The organism is Arthrobacter sp. YAF34 (assembly GCF_052113245.1).
Lineage (GTDB): Bacteria > Actinomycetota > Actinomycetes > Actinomycetales > Micrococcaceae > Arthrobacter.
The window spans coordinates 13702-32609 of sequence record NZ_JBFRCV010000001.1 but is presented as its reverse complement, the minus strand read 5'-3'; the positions used below and the strand labels follow the sequence as shown (position 1 = coordinate 32609).

General features: G+C 67.3%; 20 protein-coding genes. 6 read left to right on the top strand and 14 right to left on the bottom strand.

The window, feature by feature from the left end; all coding sequences use genetic code 11:
- Nucleotides 1–14: 14 nt before the first annotated feature.
- Genes AB4Y72_RS00180 through AB4Y72_RS00170 form a run of 3 tightly spaced genes read left to right on the top strand, consistent with a single transcriptional unit; the run spans nt 15 to nt 3159 of the window.
- The gene (locus tag AB4Y72_RS00180) at nt 15–953 is read left to right on the top strand and encodes an ATP-binding cassette domain-containing protein (RefSeq protein WP_441424161.1); all 939 of its coding nucleotides are present in this window, start codon (nt 15–17) and stop codon (nt 951–953) included.
- A complete protein-coding gene (locus AB4Y72_RS00175) occupies nt 950–2059 on the top strand; it encodes an ABC transporter permease (protein WP_441424160.1) in 1110 nt (369 codons plus the stop codon). Before AB4Y72_RS00180 ends, AB4Y72_RS00175 begins: the two co-directional genes overlap by 4 nt.
- Nucleotides 2059–3159, top strand: coding sequence for an ABC transporter permease (locus AB4Y72_RS00170; protein WP_441424159.1), 1101 nt, complete (start codon nt 2059–2061; stop codon nt 3157–3159). The genes AB4Y72_RS00175 and AB4Y72_RS00170 overlap by 1 nt, the downstream gene beginning before the upstream one ends.
- Nucleotides 3160–3212: 53 nt before the next feature.
- On the opposite strand, the gene AB4Y72_RS00165 is transcribed toward AB4Y72_RS00170, so the two are convergent.
- The 11 genes from AB4Y72_RS00165 to AB4Y72_RS00115 form a co-directional block, all read right to left on the bottom strand.
- Complete coding sequence (locus AB4Y72_RS00165; protein ID WP_441424158.1) at nt 3213–3653, bottom strand: universal stress protein; 441 nt, start codon at nt 3651–3653, stop codon at nt 3213–3215.
- Nucleotides 3650–4288 carry a V-type ATP synthase subunit D gene (locus AB4Y72_RS00160; protein WP_441424157.1) on the bottom strand — a complete coding sequence of 213 codons (639 nt, stop codon included), beginning with the start codon at nt 4286–4288 and terminating at the stop codon, nt 3650–3652. Before AB4Y72_RS00160 ends, AB4Y72_RS00165 begins: the two co-directional genes overlap by 4 nt.
- Nucleotides 4285–5730, bottom strand: coding sequence for a V-type ATP synthase subunit B (locus AB4Y72_RS00155; RefSeq protein WP_441424156.1), 1446 nt, complete (start codon nt 5728–5730; stop codon nt 4285–4287). The genes AB4Y72_RS00160 and AB4Y72_RS00155 overlap by 4 nt, the downstream gene beginning before the upstream one ends.
- Nucleotides 5727–7475, bottom strand: coding sequence for a V-type ATP synthase subunit A (locus tag AB4Y72_RS00150; RefSeq protein WP_441424155.1), 1749 nt, complete (start codon nt 7473–7475; stop codon nt 5727–5729). The genes AB4Y72_RS00155 and AB4Y72_RS00150 overlap by 4 nt, the downstream gene beginning before the upstream one ends.
- A complete protein-coding gene (locus AB4Y72_RS00145; protein WP_441424154.1) occupies nt 7463–7984 on the bottom strand; it encodes a hypothetical protein in 522 nt (173 codons plus the stop codon). Before AB4Y72_RS00145 ends, AB4Y72_RS00150 begins: the two co-directional genes overlap by 13 nt.
- Entirely contained in the window at nt 7981–8208 is a 228-nt protein-coding gene (locus AB4Y72_RS00140) for a V-type ATP synthase subunit F (protein ID WP_441424153.1), read from the bottom strand. Before AB4Y72_RS00140 ends, AB4Y72_RS00145 begins: the two co-directional genes overlap by 4 nt.
- Before the next feature lie 15 nt (nt 8209–8223).
- On the bottom strand, nt 8224–8664 hold the full coding sequence (locus AB4Y72_RS00135; RefSeq protein ID WP_441424152.1) for an ATP synthase subunit C: 441 nt from the start codon (nt 8662–8664) through the stop codon (nt 8224–8226).
- Nucleotides 8661–9989 carry a V-type ATPase 116kDa subunit family protein gene (locus tag AB4Y72_RS00130; RefSeq protein ID WP_441424151.1) on the bottom strand — a complete coding sequence of 443 codons (1329 nt, stop codon included), beginning with the start codon at nt 9987–9989 and terminating at the stop codon, nt 8661–8663. Before AB4Y72_RS00130 ends, AB4Y72_RS00135 begins: the two co-directional genes overlap by 4 nt.
- Nucleotides 9976–10902 (bottom strand): hypothetical protein, encoded by a 927-nt coding sequence (locus AB4Y72_RS00125; protein WP_441424150.1) that lies wholly within the window; start codon nt 10900–10902, stop codon nt 9976–9978. Before AB4Y72_RS00125 ends, AB4Y72_RS00130 begins: the two co-directional genes overlap by 14 nt.
- A complete protein-coding gene (locus tag AB4Y72_RS00120) occupies nt 10899–11219 on the bottom strand; it encodes a hypothetical protein (protein ID WP_441424149.1) in 321 nt (106 codons plus the stop codon). The genes AB4Y72_RS00125 and AB4Y72_RS00120 overlap by 4 nt, the downstream gene beginning before the upstream one ends.
- A 237-nt stretch (nt 11220–11456) precedes the next feature.
- Nucleotides 11457–14084, bottom strand: a complete 2628-nt coding sequence (locus tag AB4Y72_RS00115; protein ID WP_441424148.1) for a bifunctional lysylphosphatidylglycerol flippase/synthetase MprF — start codon at nt 14082–14084, stop codon at nt 11457–11459.
- Between the two features lie 279 nt (nt 14085–14363).
- On the opposite strand from AB4Y72_RS00115, the gene AB4Y72_RS00110 reads away from it, so the two are divergent.
- The gene (locus tag AB4Y72_RS00110) at nt 14364–15674 is read left to right on the top strand and encodes an alpha/beta hydrolase (RefSeq protein WP_441424147.1); all 1311 of its coding nucleotides are present in this window, start codon (nt 14364–14366) and stop codon (nt 15672–15674) included.
- Between the two features lie 84 nt (nt 15675–15758).
- On the opposite strand, the gene AB4Y72_RS00105 is transcribed toward AB4Y72_RS00110, so the two are convergent.
- Nucleotides 15759–15890, bottom strand: coding sequence for a hypothetical protein (locus tag AB4Y72_RS00105; RefSeq protein WP_441424146.1), 132 nt, complete (start codon nt 15888–15890; stop codon nt 15759–15761).
- A 38-nt stretch (nt 15891–15928) separates the two neighbouring features.
- Between AB4Y72_RS00105 and AB4Y72_RS00100 the strand changes: the two genes are divergently transcribed.
- Both AB4Y72_RS00100 and AB4Y72_RS00095 read left to right on the top strand, forming a co-directional pair.
- Nucleotides 15929–16099, top strand: coding sequence for a hypothetical protein (locus AB4Y72_RS00100; protein ID WP_441424145.1), 171 nt, complete (start codon nt 15929–15931; stop codon nt 16097–16099).
- 159 nt (nt 16100–16258) lie between these two features.
- Nucleotides 16259–16978 (top strand): alpha/beta hydrolase, encoded by a 720-nt coding sequence (locus AB4Y72_RS00095; protein WP_441424144.1) that lies wholly within the window; start codon nt 16259–16261, stop codon nt 16976–16978.
- A gap of 32 nt (nt 16979–17010) precedes the next feature.
- Here AB4Y72_RS00095 and AB4Y72_RS00090 read toward each other — a convergent pair whose 3' ends face one another.
- Nucleotides 17011–18165 (bottom strand): hypothetical protein, encoded by a 1155-nt coding sequence (locus AB4Y72_RS00090; RefSeq protein WP_441424143.1) that lies wholly within the window; start codon nt 18163–18165, stop codon nt 17011–17013.
- Between the two features lie 159 nt (nt 18166–18324).
- On the bottom strand, nt 18325–18858 hold the full coding sequence (locus tag AB4Y72_RS00085) for a GNAT family N-acetyltransferase (RefSeq protein WP_441424142.1): 534 nt from the start codon (nt 18856–18858) through the stop codon (nt 18325–18327).
- Nucleotides 18859–18908: the final 50 nt, after the last annotated feature.

The following is an 18908-nucleotide window of genomic DNA, read 5'->3' as shown; positions in this document are numbered from 1 at the left end:
AAGGAGGTTAGGGCATGACCGAAACGGCCATCGAACTCATAGAAGTCACCAAACGATTCGGCTCCTTCACCGCAATCGACGACCTTAGTCTGCGGGTCGAGCGCGGGGAGATCTTCGGCCTGCTCGGACCCAACGGGTCCGGCAAGACGACCACCATCAACATGATCAGCGGCCTGAGCCGCCCCACCTCCGGCAGGGTAAGTGTCCTCGGCGTCGACATGCTTGAGGATCCTCAAAGGATCCGCCGCTCGCTGGGGACAGTGCCGCAGGAGAACGCTCTCTACGAGGAGCTCACGGCAGAGGCCAACCTCCGGTTTCACGCCGACCTCTTCGACGTGCCCCGGAAGGGCCTTGAGCAGCGCATCACGTCCCTGCTCGAACTCGCCCAGCTGGAGGAGCGGCGGAAAAGCCGCGTCTCCACCTTCTCCGGTGGCATGAAGCGGCGCCTGGCCCTGGTCCGGGCCCTGCTCCACAACCCCGAGCTGCTGTACTTCGACGAGCCCGGCCTGGGGGTCGATGTGCAAAGCCGCCGGGCGCTCTGGGACCGGATCCTCGAGCTGAAGGAGCACGGGACCACCGTTCTCATCACCACGAACTACCTCGAAGAGGCGAACGTCCTCTGCGACCGGCTGGGCATCATCGACCGCGGGAGCCTCGTGGCGCTCGACTCGCCGTCGAACTTACGCCGCAGCTTTGGTGACACCGTACTCGAGTTGCGCACCCGGCCTGCGCCCACGGAGGAGGTCGTTCGAAAAATCCGCGCCCAGCCCGGCGTGGTCTCCGCCGTCGCGACCAACGCATCACTGAAGGTGACAGTGGAGGGGGGCGCAGCCGTCACCGGCAAGGTGGTGACGGCGGTGGTCCAATCCACCAGTCTCGAGGAGATCCAGAGCCGCGAGCCAAGCCTGGACGAGGTCTTCCTGAGCCTGACAGGCAAGGAGCTGAGGGAATGAGCCTCCGGCACAACCTGCGTGTGGTCAGGGCCGTCGCGGCAGCGGACATCCGCCTCACGCTCCAGGAACCGCTGTTCGCGATAGCCGGCGTGATCATCCCGATCAACTTCTTGCTGCTTTTCCTTCTCTTCGCGATCAGCGGAGGCCAGGCGCCGATCGCGGTGGTGATGAAGAGCCAAGGACCGCTGGCCAGCCAATTCGTCCAGGCCATGAACAACTCGAAGTCGTTTATCATCCACACAGCCTCCGCGGCCGACGCGGAGCACGAGATCCGCGCGGGAGGCGTCGTCGCCGTCGTGACGGTACCGCAAGACTTTGATGCCGCGCTCAGCGCCGGGAGACGAGTGGACATCCCGGTCGAGGTCAATAACCTCAACGTGGACTTCACCAACGACATCCGGCGGGCGGTGCCGCTCTCCATCACCTCCTTCTACGCCAGCGCGTTCCCCGGCCAGGTTGTGGTGAGGGCGCTCGAGTCCGACGTCCAGGCGCATGACACGGGCTACATTCCCTACCTGGCCGTCAGCATCGTGGTGGCCGGGCTGATGCTCGCCGCGCTCTTGCAGGGCAGCGTCAACGCCGCGCGGGATTACGAGCTGGGAACCTTCAAGGAATTGGCGCTGGCGCCGGTGAGCCGGCTGGCGATCGGACTGGGAAAAATTCTCGGTGCAGCCGCCATCACGACGGCGTCGGCACTTCTGGTGCTGGGGGTCGTGATCCTGTTGATCGGGGTGCACCCGCTCCACCCCCTGGAGGTGCTCGGGTTTGGCCTGCTGATGATTGTGGCCTTTCTTGCCCTCGGGGTGCTGGTCGGGACGCTGGTCCGCCGGCGACAGCAGGCGATCCCGCTCGCCATCGCCTGCGTCCTGCCGCTTTTCTTCCTGAGCGGTCCGTTCGGGCCGGCGAACTGGCTGGGCGACATTCCCGGCGCGATCGCGGCCGTGTCCCCGCTCACCTATGCGATTGCCGCCTTCCAGCACGCCTTCCAGGGCTACCAGACGGCCACCCAGGACCTGGCCGTCGACGCGGTAGTCCTGGCCGGGTTCACGGTCGTGACGGTCACCCTTACCGCGTTTGTTCTCGGCCGCCGGGGCGTGGTGCACTGATGGGATCGCTCCGGGCGGTGCTTGCCATCGCGGCCAAAGACATCGTGACCTGGGTCCGCACACCCTCGGCGATCGCGGTCAGCCTGCTGCCGCCCATCGCCTTCTTGCTGATCATCTTCGTCGTGGCGGGGGCAACCGGCCGCAATCCGGTGGCGGTGGTGGCCGAGGACAACGGTCCGCAGGCACAACGCCTCGTCTCAATCCTCAATGACTCCGATGCATTCCGTGTCCGGACCGCTACCCCGGCCGAGGCGGCGCACTTACTCGACACCCTCCAGGTCGCGGCCGTGATCACCATTCCCGCCGCCTTCGACGACGACTACCGGATGCACCGGCCGGACCCGGTGCAGATCCGGATCAACAATCTGAATCTGGACTTCACCAACGATCTCCGCCGATCGCTGCCTGCGGCGATCACGCGCTTTTACGCGGGCGGGCCGGACAACCCGATCAGGGTGGGCGTCGCCGAATCCGATCTGAGGCCGCATGACGTTGACCTCGTGCAGTTCGAGCTGGTGCCCATCCTCGTGCTGCTCCTCACGCTCATGGGTGTCGTCAACGGCGGGCTGGCCACCGCCCGGGAGTTCGAGGACCTGACGATCAAGGCGCTGCTGCTGGCGCCGATCGGCCGCGGGGCCCTGATCGCCGGGAAGATCCTAGGGTGCTGGGTGACGACCATGGTGGTGGCCCTGCTGGTGCTGTTCCTCTCGGCGGTGTCCGGCTTCCTGCGCCCGGCGGGGTGGTACTGGCTGCCGGCGCTGGCGGTGATCGGGCTGATCGCGCTCGCGGCGGCCGGCGTTGGGGTCGCCCTTGGAGCCACTTTCCGCCGGTTCGCCCCGGTGTCGGCGGCCGGTATCAACCTGGCGATCTACCTGTTCTTCCTCAGCGGCGGAATCAGCGTCGCGGCATTCCTGCCCGGGTGGATTCAGACCCTTGCGCACTTCACGCCGACCTTCTACGGGGTGGATGCCCTGGAGGCCGCGATCTTTTACCAGTCGATCGACAACCTGGGCCGGGACGTGGCGGTGCTGGTGCTGACGGCCGCCGTCGGCCTCGGCGTGGGCATCATGTCACTACGCCGGCGGCTCGAAGCCTTCTAGGACCCCACCGCGGGAGGCCATGGGCCGGACGGCGGGGACAGACGGCTTGGCGCTCAATTTCCGTCGCCCAAGGGCACCACCATGACGGGAACGCCGGAGAACTCCAAAACGCGCAGCGTGTGGCTGCCGATGTAGGGACTTGCACTGCCGGGACGGTCCACCAACGCCACGACAATCAGGGCCGCCCCGACCTCACGGGCCTCGGCCAGGATTTCGGCGGCAACCCGGCCCGAGCGATGGCTGAGCGACACCTGCACTCCTGCCGCAGCTCCGAGCGCGGCCACATGGCGGAGGGCCGCCTCGGCCGCCAGGTCCGCATGCCTCGCCAAGGCGTCCGGGTCGATGGCGCCGGGATGCCTGTCAAGCGCCCCAGGGTCCCCGACCGTCACGACCCGCAGGCTCGCGCCCAATCGGCGTGCATAATCGACGGCCACTTCCGCTGCCCGGAAAGCTGCCCGGGAGTCATTGACCGCCACCAGGATCACGTCGCTCATCGGATCCCCCTCCCGTCGGAATCTTGCGCCAGTCTGACTGCATTCCTTGAGTTCCGGTCAGCGGCCCAGCGTAGGCGCAGGCTCTCTTCAAGTTCCTGCGCGTCAAGCTGCCGCCGGATGCTCTGCAGTTCATTTTCCAGTCTGGGAATCCAGCGGTTTTCCACGGCCCGCTGCCGCGTCCGGGTCGCGGCGAGTTCGACAGAAAGCAGCAGTTCCGCACGCTGGACCGCAGCGAAGCGGACTCCGGCCTCGAGCGCGCTGCGATGAACGACAGCCGCGTAGGCCAAGGCCGAGCTTCCCGCTGCGGGTGGCACCGGCGGGAGCCGGCACTCGGGGTCTTGCGGATACAGCACGCCCATGGCACTGCCCCACGTCACACTGACCCGGGCGGGCTCCAGCGGGGCCGCTGCCTCAATCCGCCTGCTGCCGTCCAGAGCGGCCGCCCGCCGCAGCCACAGCGCTGCTTCCTTGGCCAGTTCTTCCCACTCCGCACGACCCAGTTCCAGCCGCAGCTGGAACCTTTCCAGCTCGTCCGCCAGGATGTGCTGCTTCCGGTCGAGCAGGCGGGCGCCGTGACGGGCTGTCATCAGCCGGCGCTCCACCCGGACCCTGCCTGCACGGCCCGCGCTGGTCATGGCCGGCCTTCCTGATGGGGAAGATACCGCTCCAGGAATGCGGTCGACAGCATCGTCAGTTCCTGTTCCGGCAACGCACCCAGCGCCGCCCACGCCCGGCCCAAGGTGTCGTCCAGGGACCTGGTTTCGTCGCGCCCTTGGTTGAAGAGCCCCGTTTCCACCAGCTCCCGGTAGTGGATGTAGCTGCGGTCGGTTTCGCTCAGCGCCGCCGCACCCACCAGTTCCGCCAGCTCCGCCGCCTGCCGGGCGCGCGCCATGGCGGCAAGAACCTGGGCGGCCACGTCAAGGTGGTCCTCCCGCGTGCGGCCTTTGCCCGCGCCGCTGCGCATGAGACGGGACAGCGAGGACAGGACGTCCACGGGTGGATAGATGCCGCGCGCCGCTATGTCGGGCGCCAAGACAATTTGCCCCTCCGTGATGTAGCCGGTCAGGTCCGGCACCGGGTGGGTGATGTCGCCGGCCGGCATCGTCAGCACCGGAATGATGGTGACGGAGCCAGCGTGGCCCTTGACCCTCCCGCACCGCTCATAAAGGGAGGCGAGATCGCTATAGAGGTATCCGGGGTAGCCCCGCCGGGCCGGGATCTCCCGCCGGGCCGCGGACACTTCCCGGACAGCTTCGGCGTAGCTGGTCATGTCCGACATGACCACCAGAACGTCGTGGCCCTCGGTGTAGGCGAGGTGTTCGGCAATCGTCAGTGCGATTCGCGGCGTGAGGATGCGTTCAATGACCGGATCGTCGGCAGCGTTGAGCAGGAGAACCAGCTCTCCGGCGGCGGAGCGTTCTTCAAGACGGTCTCGGACATACGCGATATCCGCGTGGGTCAGCCCCATGGCGGCGAACACCACGCGGAATGAGTGGCCGCCGGACGTCGCCTGGGCCGCGACCTGGGTCGCCAGCGTCAGGTGGGGCAGACCAGGCACGGAGAAGATGGGGAGTTTCTGTCCCCTGACCAACGTGGTCAAGGCATCGATGACCGAGATGCCGGTAAGGACCGGTTCCTGCGGGGGTTGCCGGTAGACCGGGTTCAGCGGCCACCCGCTGACAGGCAGGCTTGCCGTACCCGTCACCGGCGGTCCGCCGTCGAGTGGTTCCCCCCGCCCGTTGCAGACCCTGCCGAGCCATTCCGTTCCCACTTCGATGTGAAGGGGACGGCCCTGGAAGCGGATTCGGATTCCTCCCAGCGACATGCCGTCGGTGCTTTCGAGGATCTGCAGCGTCGCGAGGTCCCGATCCACTTCAAGGACGAGGCCATGGCGTCGCTCGCCCCCGTCCATGTCGACGGTGGCAAATTCGTCCCAGCCGACGCCCTCAATGCCGCCGGCAATGAGCAGCGGCCCGCGGAGCTCCCGCACATCTCCGTATGAGATCTGCGCGGCGAAGCCTTGGGACGACGGGACGGACCCAGGCTCCTCGGAAGCCGTAACTGTTGCATCGTTCACTGCAGGGCCGCCAATGACTTGAGCACTTCGTCGGTGCGGGCTTTGACAGCTGCCGCGTCCGAGGGACCCGTTTCTTCCCGGGCGCGCAGCACCGGACCGAGGTCGGCTTGTTCGATGGTGGTGGCGGCCACGCCCGCAGCCACAAGTCTTTGGCACGAATCGACGACGCCGAGCACCAGATCCAGGAGGGCGGCGCCTTTTTCCGCGGAACAGAAAGCATCGTTGGCGCTGAGCGCGTTCTGCATCAGGACGCCCTCGCGCAGCAGACGACCGCCGAGCAGCACCATCCGTTCGTGGCCCGGCAGAGACGACGTTCCGATGATCTCCGCCAGTTCGGCCAACCGGTCTGACTCCGCCAGCAGGGCGGAGGCCCGGGCCCGGCGCTCGGCCCAGCCCGGATCCCCGTTGGCCGCATGCCAGCTTCCGAGTGCTTCCGCGTCGCGGGCGAACGAGCCTGTCCAGCTCACCGCCGGATAATGCCGGGAATAGGCGAGGTCCCGGTCCAGGGTCCATAGAGAGCGGACGAAGCGCTGGGAGTCCGTGGTTACCGGTTCCGTCATGTCGCCTCCGGGCGGCGAAACAGCCCCGACCACAGTCACTGAGGCGGTCGTCCCTCCGAGCGTTGTCACGCGGCCGGCCCGCTCGTAGAAGGAGGCAAGTTCGGATGCGAGATTCGCCGGGTAACCCTCCTCGGCTGGAAGGTCACCATTGCGGTTGGCGAATTCGCGCAAGGCTTCGGCCCACCGGGAGGTTGAGTCCGCGATCACGACGACGTCGTACCCCATGTCCCGGTAGTATTCCGCGACCGTAATCCCGGTGAAGATGCTCGCCTCACGCGCCATCATCGGCATGTTGGACGTGTTGGCAATAATGACCGTGCGCTCGATCAGCCTTCCCCCGGTGCGCCCGCCCTCGAGCTGCGAGAGCCCGTCGAGGACATCAGCCATCTCGTTGCCCCGCTCCCCGCAGCCCACATAGACAATCACATCGGCGTCGCTCCACTTGGCGATTTGCTGCAGCATCAGTGTCTTTCCCGTTCCGAAGCCGCCCGGAACCGCTGCCGCAGCCCCGCGCGCCACCGGAAACATCAGGTCCAGGACCCGCTGGCCGGTATGAAGCGGCACGGTGCCGGAGTGCCTGGACTGGAAAGGTCGCGGCCGGCGCACCGGGCAGCGTTCGGCCAGCGCCACCTCGTGGCCGCCGATCACGGCAACCGTATCGAGTACGTGGACCCGGCTTTCCGGGGCCAGCCAGCTGAGTTCGCCGGACACCCCTGCCGGCACCAGGACCCGGTGTTCCACCGCCCCTGAATCCGGGATGGTGCCCAAGACATGGCCGGCAGAAACATTGGTGCCGGGCTCGGCCGCCGGCTGAAAGGTCCATTCGCGGGCCCGGACCGTGGGGTCTTCCGCGGATCCTGACCGCTCGGGGGTCAGCCACATCGGCGCCGACGACAATGGCCGCATCAGCCCGTCAAACACATGCCCGAGCAGTCCCGGCCCCATGAGGCCCGCCAGCTCATCACCAGTGGGAGTGGCCAGATCACCGGCTTTAAGGCCGCCGGTATATTCATAGGCCTGTAGCGTCGCCCGGTTCCCGGCAATGGCGACGGCTTCGGCGCTGATGCGTCGGGGGCCCACGGCGATCAGCTCAAGCATCGACAGCCCTTCCGCGCCCTCAATCTCCACTAGAGGTCCGCTGACGCGCACCACAGTGCCGTTCTTCCGGGCTGCTAGTGGGTCCACAGCTCACGCGCCGCGGGCATGGAGTCCAGCGTCAGCTCGGCCAGTACTGGCAGGGAAAGGTCCAGGCGGCGTGGACCGGCCTCGGCGACGACGCCGCCCGCAGGGCTTTCTGACACGCCGGCACCCGTGCCGAGCAGCTGCCGGCACTGTTCCGTCAGCCGTGTCACCAACTCCGGGTAGCGGGGGTCTGACGTGAGTCCGGCCGCAGCTTCCCGTACCAGGCGGTGCAGTTCCAGCCGGAGGGAACTGCGCTGCGCCAAGACCAGCTCGTGTGCCTGGCGGCGTGCCCGGGCTGAGCGCAGTAAGGCCTCGGAGCGGGCCGCGTCTTCGCCCTCCTTCGTTGCTGCGGCGAGGATCGCGGCGGCTTCGGTCCGGGCGGCAGCCAGCAGGGTCTCAGTTTGCCTGCTGGCAAGACCTCTGAGCGCAGCGGCCTGCTGTTCGGCCGCCGCGCGGAGTGCACTCCGCACCGGCTCCAAGGCGGCGTCGGATTCCGGTGATAGCCCGGTCATGAGGGGAGCACTACGGTCAGGGGCGAGCGGGGATCCGCCAGGTCCGGCTCCAGGACCCGTGCAGAACGGGGCGTGAGGATCACGATTCCCGTGCTTGTGGGCAGCGCCGTCCACGCACGGCGGATTTCCTCATCAGTGGAACCGGTGAAGACGACGACGCCGGCCAGCCGGAACCCGTCCAGCAACGCCGGTTCACCAATCGCGGCAATGATTCCGGACACCATTCCAGCTCCCCGCGCTCATGCCTTGCCGATAAGGATGATGGCGATGATGAGGCCATAGATGGCGATCCCTTCCGCGAGGCCGACCACAACCATTGCCCGGCCGAAAACTTCCGGGCGTTCACTCATTGCCGCCAGCGCAGCCGATCCGGTGTAGGCCACGGCAAACGCTGCACCGAGCGATGAGCCGGCCACGGCGATGGCCGCCGCGATCAGGGCAGACCCGCCGGCGCCGGCAGGCGTGTCCGTCGCCGCCGCGGCGAGGGCAGGAGCGGCGCCTGTTGCGGCCGCCGGGCCCGCGCTCAACGCTCCGGCCAGTACGGCCAAGGCTCCTCCCATCACGGCGACGTTGAGAGCAGCCAGGATCTTGAATGCCGATTTTCGCCAGCGCTTGATGAGAAGGATGGATCCCGTAGCGGCGATAAGGAACACCGGGATGGCGCCAAACCAGAGGTTCACGGTGACAGCCTTTCAGCCGGTGTGCCGGAGGGGATGACCGAGGAGCCGGGGACCGGGCCTGCCGGGGTGCTGGCCAGCTCCGGTGACCACGGCCTGAACGGGCGGCCCTCGGCCTGGAAGATGCGTGAAAACAGTTCGTAGTACTCGAGGCGCAGGGCCTGGATTCCTGCCACCACCGCTTCCAGCGCGAATGTCACGGCATTGCCCACAACGAACACCAGGACGGCCGCGGCAGCGCGCCAATCCGGTCCCCACAACGCCGTCGTCCCGTTCCAGACCACCGTCAACAACGCCGCGTGCGTCAACCCGAAGGCTGCGAGGCGGGCGAAAGAGACAAGATTCGATCCCAGCCGGATCACAGTGTCCACAAGCTCGACGAGGGCCTGGAAAATGGCGGTGGGTCCGCCTCCAGCTGCAACGAAGAGGCCGATGTAGATGAAGATGAGTGCGCCGAGCCCGAGGACCACCGCGGCCGCCGTCAGCGGCTCGGTGTCCGTCGCGAGTCCCCAGACGAGGAGGCCCAGAGCGAGGAACAGAAGCGAGCCGGCGACGCCGGAGCGGGCATACAGGGCGTAGGCCCAGCCGCCCTCCCTGACACGGTTGATGGTGCCGATGGCATAGGAGCCGGCAAGCAGCAAGGCTCCCACCCAGAGGCCTGCAATCAGGAACTGAACCGGTTCTTCCAGTGGTTGCAGCCACAGGACCGGCACCAGGCCGGTGGGGCCGAAGGCCTCCCCGTACAGGGCCCCGAAGAACATCGCGGCCAGCCCTGCTGCGCTCACGAACGGCCAGGTCTTTTGCAGTTTGGCGAGTCTTTTGCTCCGGCCGGTGCGGAGGAAGAGTCCCATGCCCAGAAGGATGGCTCCGTGGCCAACATCGCCGAACATCATCCCGAACATCAACACGTAGGCCACGCCAGCGGCCCACGTGGGATCCAGGTCCGCATAGGGAACGGTTCCGTAGGTATCGACCAGTGTCCGGGACACGCCGCTGCGGGCCCGTCCGCTAAGCAGCGTGGGTGGTTGGACCCACTTCGGCCGGGGCAGCTGGACAACAGCAGCCCCGAGAGGGGCGAGCCTGGCCGTCAGGGCGGGAAGCTCGCGCCGTGGTGCCCAGCCCACCAGCGCCGCGGCGGGCCCGGACACGACGGCGGCCGCGGCCGCCTTGTCCAGTTCCTCGGCGCCGCTCCCCGGCTCGTAGGCAAGATCCAGTTCGACGACGGCGATGCGTGCCACTTCTGCGAGCATGCGCTGACGGTCCTGCTCGGGTACCACGAGGGCCACCCGTTCCATCCGGACGGGGGCCAGTGATTCATGCCGCCGCATCGAGCACCTCGCTTGACCCGGCCCCGGCAGCAGCGGCCGCCAGCGCCGCCCGGACACGCCACGCGTCCAGGGCCAGAACTGCGATGGCGCCCAGCACGGCGTCCGGCCCTGGCATCGAACCCCGGAGCAGCTGGAATCCATCATTCTCCACCGCGGCATACGCCCGAGCCTCAGCACGCCAGAGGTCCATTGGCGACGCAACACCGAGGACCACTTCCCGAAGGGGGTGCGGAAGGGCTGCGGTGAATCCTGCGATGCCGCCAGCGGTTTCCCATGAACGGCCAAGAACCGGACGCAACAGGTGCAGAACCTGTGCGGAAGGGGCGACGTCGTCCACCAACAAGATCCGGGCCGCAACGAGTGCGCACGCGGCGCCGCACCACGGCCTCGCCGCAGGTGCCGAAGTGGCCAGCCTTTGCACCCAGGCGACGGTCAGCGCATCCCGCATGGGGCCGGGCTCGACGGTGCCGACGTCTCCCCACGCGCTCGCGCGCAGGATGGCTGCAAGTTCTTCGGGCGAACCGGCCGTCCGCAACCGGGGCCACGCGGTGGCGAGCGCCCCGAGGGTGTAGAACTCGGGGGCAGGTGCTCCGCCGGCAAGCCGGTGAGCCAGGGCCACGATGTTTTCGATTTCATAAATCCCGGCAGCAGCCCGCGCGAGTGCCGTGCCCGACGCCGGCAGCCAGCCCGCCAGCACCCTTAGTTGCCAAAGGGCGGTCTCCTGGACGGCCCGTTCGGCGGCCGCCAGCCCGCTGGTCCCGCCCAACCGTGGCCCGTAGCTCGACTCCCGCAGGAGGGACTTGGCACTATCCAGGGTCGGCTGCATGGCCATCGCCCGGCTGGTCCCGGCCCCTGCGCGCCGCTGCGCCATGGAACGGGCACGCACAGAGGCTGCGACCCAGTCGGCTTTCATTGCCGTTCGGCGCTCGGCGGAGCCAGCAGGTTGTCGATGACCTCGCTGACGACGGCGGGAAGGCGCGCCTGACCGGTCTTTTCCAGTGCCGCAGCCTCTTGGCGTGCCTGCTCCAGCACTTGCGCGTCCCGTTTCGACGCTTCCTGCTCGATCCGGGCGGCAGCTCTGGCGCGTGCCGCACCCGCGTCAAGCCGGGCGTGGGCCACGATTGCTGCCGCCTGCTCGCGGGCCCGGGCCACGTCCCCTTCGGCGCTGAGGCGTGCTTCCGCAATGAGCGCCTCGCACGCTGCGAGGTCGCCGGCGAGTGCGGCGAACACAGGTGCCAATTCTGCAGCCCGGCCCTGGTCATCTGCAGCTGGCACCCCGGCTGGACCAGCAGCTCCCGGTGTCCCCACAGGCCTGAAACGGTCCAGAATATTCAATCGCGCCATTTCGTCTCCTGGGAAATCCTCAGGGCCACTTTCCGGGTCCGCAGAACCACATTTTTTGGGCAGGTTCTCACATCATGCCCCGGCGCGGGTGGCCACGGCAGAGACCAAAGACCCCCTGGTTGGTCACTGCCGACGCGCGTGTCCACCAGCCCCGACGGGTTCGCCGAGGATGCTGCGGAGGAGCCTGAATCCCTCGCCGAGGGACAGCTCAGGCAGATATGCACGGGTGAGGGCATTGGCGATGCCGGGCAGGGCCGCCGAGTCCGGGTAGACCATGAAGAGCGGGACATAGCGGGGGTGGAACTTGCTCTTGAAGGCCAGGAGGGACCGGAACCCGTAGACGGGTTCGAGGGCCGAGCCCAGGCGATCCAGAAGCCGGTCCAATCCGGCGGTCGATGACGGGCTCAACGGCGGAGTCGACGGCGGACCCGGCGGCGTCTCGTCCGGGGGCAGGGCATGAGTCAAGCGGGCCAGGGGCGCACCGGAAAGGCTGACGAATTCGCAGCCCTCGTTCTTGAGGCTCATTGCCGCGGAAGCAATGAGGAACTCCACGGCCGGCCGGAAGCCGGCACTCCGCCTTCTCATGAAATCCAGCGTCCAGCCTACGATCTGTCCGTTGCGGTAGACCGGAAGCCACGAGGTGACCGCGTGCACCTGTTGCTGGGTATCAATGGCGAGCAGGCAGCGGACTTCGGGGTCGTTGAGTTCGTCGAGCCCGCCAAGAGTGAACCCCATTTCGGGCATCTTGCGGTCCGCGACCCATTCCTCGGAGATGGCCAGGATCTGGGTCTGGATACTCAGGCCGGCCGTGGGATAGCGAACCCACTCCGCCCGGATTCCGGCTTTAGCGGCGTTGTTCAGGGCCGTGCGCACATCCTGGAATCTTTTCCCTTTGAAGGACAGGGCGTCCAAGGGCAGGACCGTTTCCTGTGCCACTTGGACGCAATCCCAGCCGAGACCGGCCGCGGCAGCCCGGACGTCGGCTGACACGGAATAGAAGCATGGCGTCCACCCGTTCGTCCGGCAGTAGCTGTAGAACTCCTCGACTGCCGCTGACGTGAGGTTCTTCGGTCCCACGGGCCCGGCCACCGTCAGGGCGATCCCGGCGATGACGCGGTACGCGATGAAGCTCTGGCCCGTGCGGGAGAACCAGTACGTGTTCCCCGCCCACGTGGTCATCCAGGACAAGGAACCGCCTTCCTGGGATTTGAGGATTGCCAGGGCCCGCTCCTTGTTATCGCCGTGCCGGGGCGGGCTCGGCCGCACAAAGGATTTGAGGACCAGCACGCCCGTGACCGCCCAGAACACTATGCCGACTCCTTCGTACAGCAGGACGGCCGGCGTGCTCTGGGGAAAGAAGGCAGGCGGAATGTCCGCGATGAAGCCCAGCGGCAGGAACCTGTCGGGGGCATCGGCCAGGAGATCGGCTGCGGCGGGAACCGGGGCGAAGCCCGAGGCGAGGGCCAGCCCGGCCACGATGTAGACCAGGCTGAGGACGCCGGCCAAGGCCAGGAGCTGCAGCCCGAGCCGGGAGTAGGTGCCGCGGGGCGCGGCGACGGGAAACAATCCACGGCAGGCAAGGAGCACGCCGAACAGCATCACCGGGACAAGCAGCGGGATCACAAGTGCCAGCGGCTGGGTGGTGTAGCCCGGCTGGCTCGCGTCCACCAGCTGTCCCGCGACCGTGTCCGGACCGGCAGCCTGCAGAACCCCCACCAGCGTGGTGAGCGCCAGCAGTGACAGTCCGGCCTGGACCATCAGCACGCCGGCCCAGGCGAAGCGCCGTCCGCGTCGGAGGCCCTCGGCGAGCAGCAGCAGAAGAAATGACGGCACAATGGCCATGAAGATCGCGCCGGCCCCCGCCCTCAACTGCAGATGTGCGGCCTCGCAGTCCCGATGTTGGGCCGGGACGGCGCAGAGGATCCGCAGCGTCTGGGGGTCCACCGGCCGAATGTCCGTGAACAGGAAGCGCAAGACGGCGAGCGGCCCCACAGCGTGCGGGACCAGACCGGCCACCACCGGCCCGACGGCGGAAACGGCCACGAGGAGCGCCACGAGCACCCGTCCCTCGTGCCTCGAACTGACCGGGCGCACCAGCCGGGGACGGCGGCCCAGAAGGATCGGGCCGAGAAGTGCGCCCGCCGCGGCGGCACCAAGTCTGCCCAGATCGGCGAACCCGCCGCTGTAGAGGGCCAGAAGTATCAGCAGTCCGAAGAGACCAAGGCGGATCCGCCGCCTCCACAGGGCCCCCATGGAGGCCGTGGCGGCCATGGCGGTCCCACAGACGAAAGCGCTCGGGCCAAGGTAGAATAGTCCACTCATCTCCCGGGCCCAGCTCCCCATGAGGACCTGGGTGGCCTCCCAGAATCCAGCGGCAGCCAGCAGACCCGCGATCTGCGTCAGCACGGCCGCGACGGAGAATTTCTTACTCCCCATCTGCCGCTCCAGCGGTATGCAGGCCAGGAGCACGAGCGCCGTTCCCCCCAGATAGCCAACCAGATTCTTGGCCCAGAACGCGGCAGCCAGAAAAGCCCACCAATGGTTCGGCAGCGAATGCGCCGAGGCTGCCACATTTACCCGCCACTGCGCTGCGGGGCCGGAGACGATAGTCGAGGTCAAGAGACCCAGGATCCAGAAGACAACCACGAACCATACCGTGACGGGGGCGCCGCGGAACACCGACTGCAGCCGGCGCACCGCCGGGCGGCGACGGAACCGCCTGGGCTTGGCGACGGGCGGCGATTCTGGCACGGCGAGTCCTTTCAGGATTCCGGGACAATGAGACGGGCCCATCCTGTAACTTCCATTGGATCACTGACGCACGGGCCAGCATAGGACCGTTCGGCCGATGCATCGCGAAGCGCGGACCGTCCTGCTGCGCTGGCACGAACGCCCACGTTCCCAGCTTCGCCGACGGCTGGCGTGCTATAACAGCGTCATCAAGGGGCGTGCAGTTCGCTCCGCTGCCGCATGCGGGACCGGGCGGCCGGGCGCCGTCCAAGGCTCAGACGGCGGACAGGAGGAGACGAGATGCAGCAACTTCTCAACCTCAGCGTCATCGACAGCCCGCTGCTCTACGCTTTCTACGCCCTTTCCGTATTGGCCGCCCTCTTTCTGGTTTTGCGCGCCGGGCTTCGGCCGCGGCCGGGGTGGCGGAAATGGCTCGTCAGGGCCGCCGCGGCCGTTGTCGGCGGCGCCCTGGCCGGAGCCGCCGTCCTGTTCGTCTCCGAAGTGGTGCTGAACGTCTTCGGTCTGCCGCTCGACGCGGACACCCGCATCTGGGTGATCGGCGCGTTTGCGGGGGCTGGTCTGGCTGCCGTGAACCTGTGGCGGTCACGCTGGTGGCGGAAGGCGGTCGCCGTGCTGGCCTGCCTGGTGTTCGTGGCGACGGCGGCACTCGGCGTCAACGCCGGGTACGGGCTCAACCCGACGTTGGGAGCCTTGTTGGGCGTCAGCCAAATTAAGCATCTGGCGCTGCCCAAACTATTCCGCCCGCATAAGCCAGAGACCGGGTCCGCGCTGTTGCACAGCTGGAAGCCACCTGCGGGAATGCCAGCCACCGGGCGAAGCGGGGCGGTCACGATCCCGGCCGACGCCTCGGGATTCCGCGCCAGGGACGCCTTCCTGTACCTCCCGCCCGCTGCCCTGGTGGATCATCCGCCGGCGTTGCCGATCATTGTCATGATGATGGGACAGCCGGGCGGCCCCGAACAGAGTAAGTCCGCGGTGCACGAGCTTGACGCCTTAGCGCGGCAAAATAGAGGGCTGGCCCCGCTGCTGCTCACCGTAGACCAGCTGGGCAGTCCCTACCGGAATCCCGCCTGCGTTGACTCCGCAATGGGCAACGTCTACACGTATGTCACCACCGACGTCGTCAATTTCATCCGCAAGAACCTGAACGTGGCCACCGACCGGAGCCAGTGGGCGGTGGCTGGCTACTCGAATGGCGGCGAATGCGCGCTCTCGTTCGCGGCCAAGAGACCGGAGATTTTCGGCTCGCTGCTTGACATCTCTGGAGAGCTGGAACCTCTGAATGGATCTCCCGACAATACGGTGAAGACTATTTTCGGCGGAAATGAGTCCGCGTTCACGGCGGAGAAGCCCGCAACAATCCTCAAAGCCCACAAGTACTCCGATGAGCTCGCCGTTTTCACGAGCGGCTCCCTTGACCCGAGGTACGGGCCGCAGAGCGCCCAGGCGGCGGCGTATGCACAAGCTGCCGGCATGACAACACGTCGGTTCATCGGCCAGGGCATTGGACATCGCGGAGACGCTCTGGTCTATGGCCTCAAGACCGGCCTCCCGGTGCTTTTCCAGCGATTCTTTCCCGCTCGTCCTTGAACCAGTGCCACACGCTGAATCAGTGCCCCACGTTCGTTCGAACCCGTTGCCCAGTCCCTGGTTCCTAGTCGCAGGCGGCGGCGATCAGCTGCCCGGCCAGTGCGAGGCACTGCCGCGCAGAGCCTGGACGTAGGCGGTTGCCAGATGATCCTTGGTCGGGGACTGGCGGTATACGGTGGCGTTGCCAACCCCGGCTTCCTTGATGATCTGGTCCATACCGACGTCCCGGATGCCTTGGCGGCAGAACAGCGGGCTTGCCGAGGCCAGCACGTGCTGTCGAGCTCATCGGCGCCGTCCGCGTCGGCGACGCCACCAAGGTCGGCATCGTTGATGACTTCGTCAAGCTCTGCTTCGCGCTGGCGTTCGAGCAGGGCCTGGGCCGCGGGGTGGGCTTCAAGATCCTCACCCGGGACGTCGGAAAGTAGGCCCCGGGCCAGCACCCGCGAGGGAACCGCCGCCGAGAAACGCCGCAAAGAATCACGGCTCAGCGGGTGGTCGCCGGGCGGCGTCGCCGGCATGGCGCAGGACACGCGGCCCGCACGGACGTCGCCGGCGCCCGGCATGGCGGGCCTATGATCTGGGCTATGGAAGCGCCCGGAATTTCGCGACGGAGCCTGCTGGGGCTCGGAGCCGGCGCCGTGGCAGCCGCGGCGCTCGCGGGCTGTGCCGGCCCGGGCAGCTCCAGCCCCGCCCCGCCAATCGCCCCGGCGGCGGCCCTGCGCAGCGGCAGTTTCGCATCACGGTTCCGCCCCCAGGCACCTACCGGCTGGTCAATTGCCGTGCCCGGACCCGCCAGCTCAGGCCCTTCGGCACCCCTCCCGGTAGCCCTTTTCCTGCATGGCGCGCACGCGGACCACCGCATGATCTTCGACGACCTCGGCGCCGTCCAGATCCTTGCGCAGCATGTGGCCGGCGGTGGGAAACCCTTCGCGATCGCTGCCGTGGACGGAAGAGAGAGCTGGTGGCACCCACGGGCGGCGGGCACGGACACGCAGTCCATGCTGTTGCAGGAATTCCTCCCCCTGCTGGGCCGCCAGGGAGTCGACGCCGGCCGGTCCGATAATTTCGATAGCGCCGCAGACTTTGCGGCCAATGACATATTTGCCCTGCGGCCGGAGCTGAAGTCGCTGCCGAAGCGCATCGACTGCGGCACGGCGGACAACCTGCTCTACAGCGTGACGGACTACGTCAAGGACCTTCCGGGCGACCACGAAGGAGGCTTCCAGGCCGGAGGCCACGACGCCGGCTACTGGCGTTCGATCCTCCCGGAGGTACTCTCGTTCCTGGGCAGCCACCTGGCCTGATCCGGCCGCCACCGGGGCCGCTACTGGTGCGCCTATCGGGGGCCGCGGATGTCCAGCTGGGGATCTTCCGGCCGGGCTTCGGAGGCCACCCGGTTCGTCGGCCGCTTCGGCGGGACCGGGCCGGTAACCAGCCTTCGGGTTCCGCTCCACAGGGCCGGCGGCGCGTCGATGACGTAAGCGAGACGGTAGGCAACGTCTTCGTAGTTCAGCCTCCACCCTCGGAAGTGCGGCCATGCCTGTTCTGCTGAATGTTCCAGCGGGTAGCCGACCGACCGGAGCAGTTCCACGGCCTCGCTGAATTCGGCAAATGTCAGTTTGGTCTCGCCGTCCGGATCCACATCCTCCTCGACTGGCAGGGACAGCGCGTGCGCGATTTGGTTCAGGCAGGAAAATCCCATGCGAAGGAGCAGCCGCGCTCTCAGGGTCGGCGCGGTGCCGGGACTGAGGGACAGCTGCAGCGCCGCACTGTCCATGACACTGAGCAGCGCTGTCAGCCAATTCGAATCCGGCAGCGGCGAGCGGAGCGTGCAGAGTGTCAGATAGGTGCTGTGGGACTCAGCAACATCGGCCGCCCACCGTTCCCAGGTGCCGTAGAGCGTGCCCAGCTCTGCTGTGCTGTCCACGGTGGAGAGCCCGAACCGGGTCCGGACAAGAAGTTCCGGACCCCAGGCCGGGGAGCCGGCCCGCGAAACGAGCAGCGTGACTTCGGATTCCCGACGGTTGAATGCGGCGTACAACGTCGGCAGATAGCCGACCTGGAGCGCTATGACGACCAGGCCGGTAAAAGCCGCCGAGTACACCAGCAACGTGTTTCCCAGCTCCTCCGGCGGCGCGTATCCGAGGGTAAACAGCGCCGAGCCCGCCTCGCTGAAGGCCCGGCCCGGTTGCCCCTGGACAAAAGGAAGAAGCATCAAGGCGAAGGAGAGGTAAAACAACGCCATCCACATGCCGAGCCTGATGAACAAGGACATCGGCGCCTGCCAAGCCAGCAGCCTGTCCAGCCGCCGGTACGTCCTGATCGGACGGCGCGCCAGAACGAAAATCCCCTTGGCGACTAGGGCTGCGGCAGCGGAAAGCCTGTCCTTGTGCTGCCGCGGCACAATGAGAGTCCCGATCACACTCGTCCACGTCCACACGAGAATGAGCACGCCGGCCAAAAAGCCTGCCCACCAAACCACTCCAACCACGCGAATCCTCACCGATGCATACCGCACGTTGTAACCAACGAGGGGCACGGACAGTCACCGCGGGCCCGTTCCTAGCCTACGGGCCCCTGCTGCTCACGGACACTCCCCCGACGGGGCGCTTGAGTAGGGAGCTGGAGGTTTTCCCGGTGAGTCCCTGGGTTACCGCGCGGGCAGGAAAATCCGGCTGTGGCGGTTCTCAGCCACGGGAGGATCGAATCTGGTGTCCTTCAGGGTCGCCCCGTCGTCCAGCCACTGGCGGTTGCTGTAGAAGCTGATGGCCCGGCTGTTGCCTTGCTCCACCCAGAGAAAGGCCCGGTCGTAGCCCAGGTCGATGAGCTTCTCTTCGGCGGCGGCGAACAGGACCGAGCCTGCGCCCTGCGCCCACCAGTCCGGATGGACATTGATCGCGTGGAGCTGACCGGCGCCTTGGTCCGAGTCGCCGGAGGCGGGACCGAGGATGGCGAAGCCCACAACCTCATCGGCGCTTCGGACGACGAGGTGAATGATCCCTTGCCTGGGCTCTACGAGGTTGCGGCGCCACGCAGAAGCTGCGCGTCCGACGTCGAGACCGTCAAGATATTCATCGGTCATGACGCCACGGTAGGTGGCCCGCCACGCCGCAATGTGGACCTCGGCCAGCCGTTCGGCGTCGTGTTCGGTCGCGGCCCTGACACTGATATCCGGAGTGGTCATGCCCCCGAATGTATCAACGTGGGTCAAGGGTGCCGTGAGCCTCGCATGAA

What these genes read in the sequence shown, in the direction of transcription:
- AB4Y72_RS00180 (WP_441424161.1), top strand. Translation starts at nt 15, where the DNA reads ATGACCGAAACGGCCATCGAACTCATAGAAGTCACCAAACGATTCGGC.
- AB4Y72_RS00175 (WP_441424160.1), top strand. Translation starts at nt 950, where the DNA reads ATGAGCCTCCGGCACAACCTGCGTGTGGTCAGGGCCGTCGCGGCAGCG.
- AB4Y72_RS00170 (WP_441424159.1), top strand. Translation starts at nt 2,059, where the DNA reads ATGGGATCGCTCCGGGCGGTGCTTGCCATCGCGGCCAAAGACATCGTG.
- AB4Y72_RS00165 (WP_441424158.1), bottom strand. Translation starts at nt 3,653, where the DNA reads ATGAGCGACGTGATCCTGGTGGCGGTCAATGACTCCCGGGCAGCTTTC.
- AB4Y72_RS00160 (WP_441424157.1), bottom strand. Translation starts at nt 4,288, where the DNA reads ATGACCAGCGCGGGCCGTGCAGGCAGGGTCCGGGTGGAGCGCCGGCTG.
- AB4Y72_RS00145 (WP_441424154.1), bottom strand. Translation starts at nt 7,984, where the DNA reads ATGACCGGGCTATCACCGGAATCCGACGCCGCCTTGGAGCCGGTGCGG.
- AB4Y72_RS00140 (WP_441424153.1), bottom strand. Translation starts at nt 8,208, where the DNA reads ATGGTGTCCGGAATCATTGCCGCGATTGGTGAACCGGCGTTGCTGGAC.
- AB4Y72_RS00130 (WP_441424151.1), bottom strand. Translation starts at nt 9,989, where the DNA reads ATGCGGCGGCATGAATCACTGGCCCCCGTCCGGATGGAACGGGTGGCC.
- AB4Y72_RS00125 (WP_441424150.1), bottom strand. Translation starts at nt 10,902, where the DNA reads ATGAAAGCCGACTGGGTCGCAGCCTCTGTGCGTGCCCGTTCCATGGCG.
- AB4Y72_RS00110 (WP_441424147.1), top strand. Translation starts at nt 14,364, where the DNA reads ATGCAGCAACTTCTCAACCTCAGCGTCATCGACAGCCCGCTGCTCTAC.
- AB4Y72_RS00105 (WP_441424146.1), bottom strand. Translation starts at nt 15,890, where the DNA reads ATGGACCAGATCATCAAGGAAGCCGGGGTTGGCAACGCCACCGTATAC.
- AB4Y72_RS00095 (WP_441424144.1), top strand. Translation starts at nt 16,259, where the DNA reads ATGGAAGCGCCCGGAATTTCGCGACGGAGCCTGCTGGGGCTCGGAGCC.
- AB4Y72_RS00085 (WP_441424142.1), bottom strand. Translation starts at nt 18,858, where the DNA reads ATGACCACTCCGGATATCAGTGTCAGGGCCGCGACCGAACACGACGCC.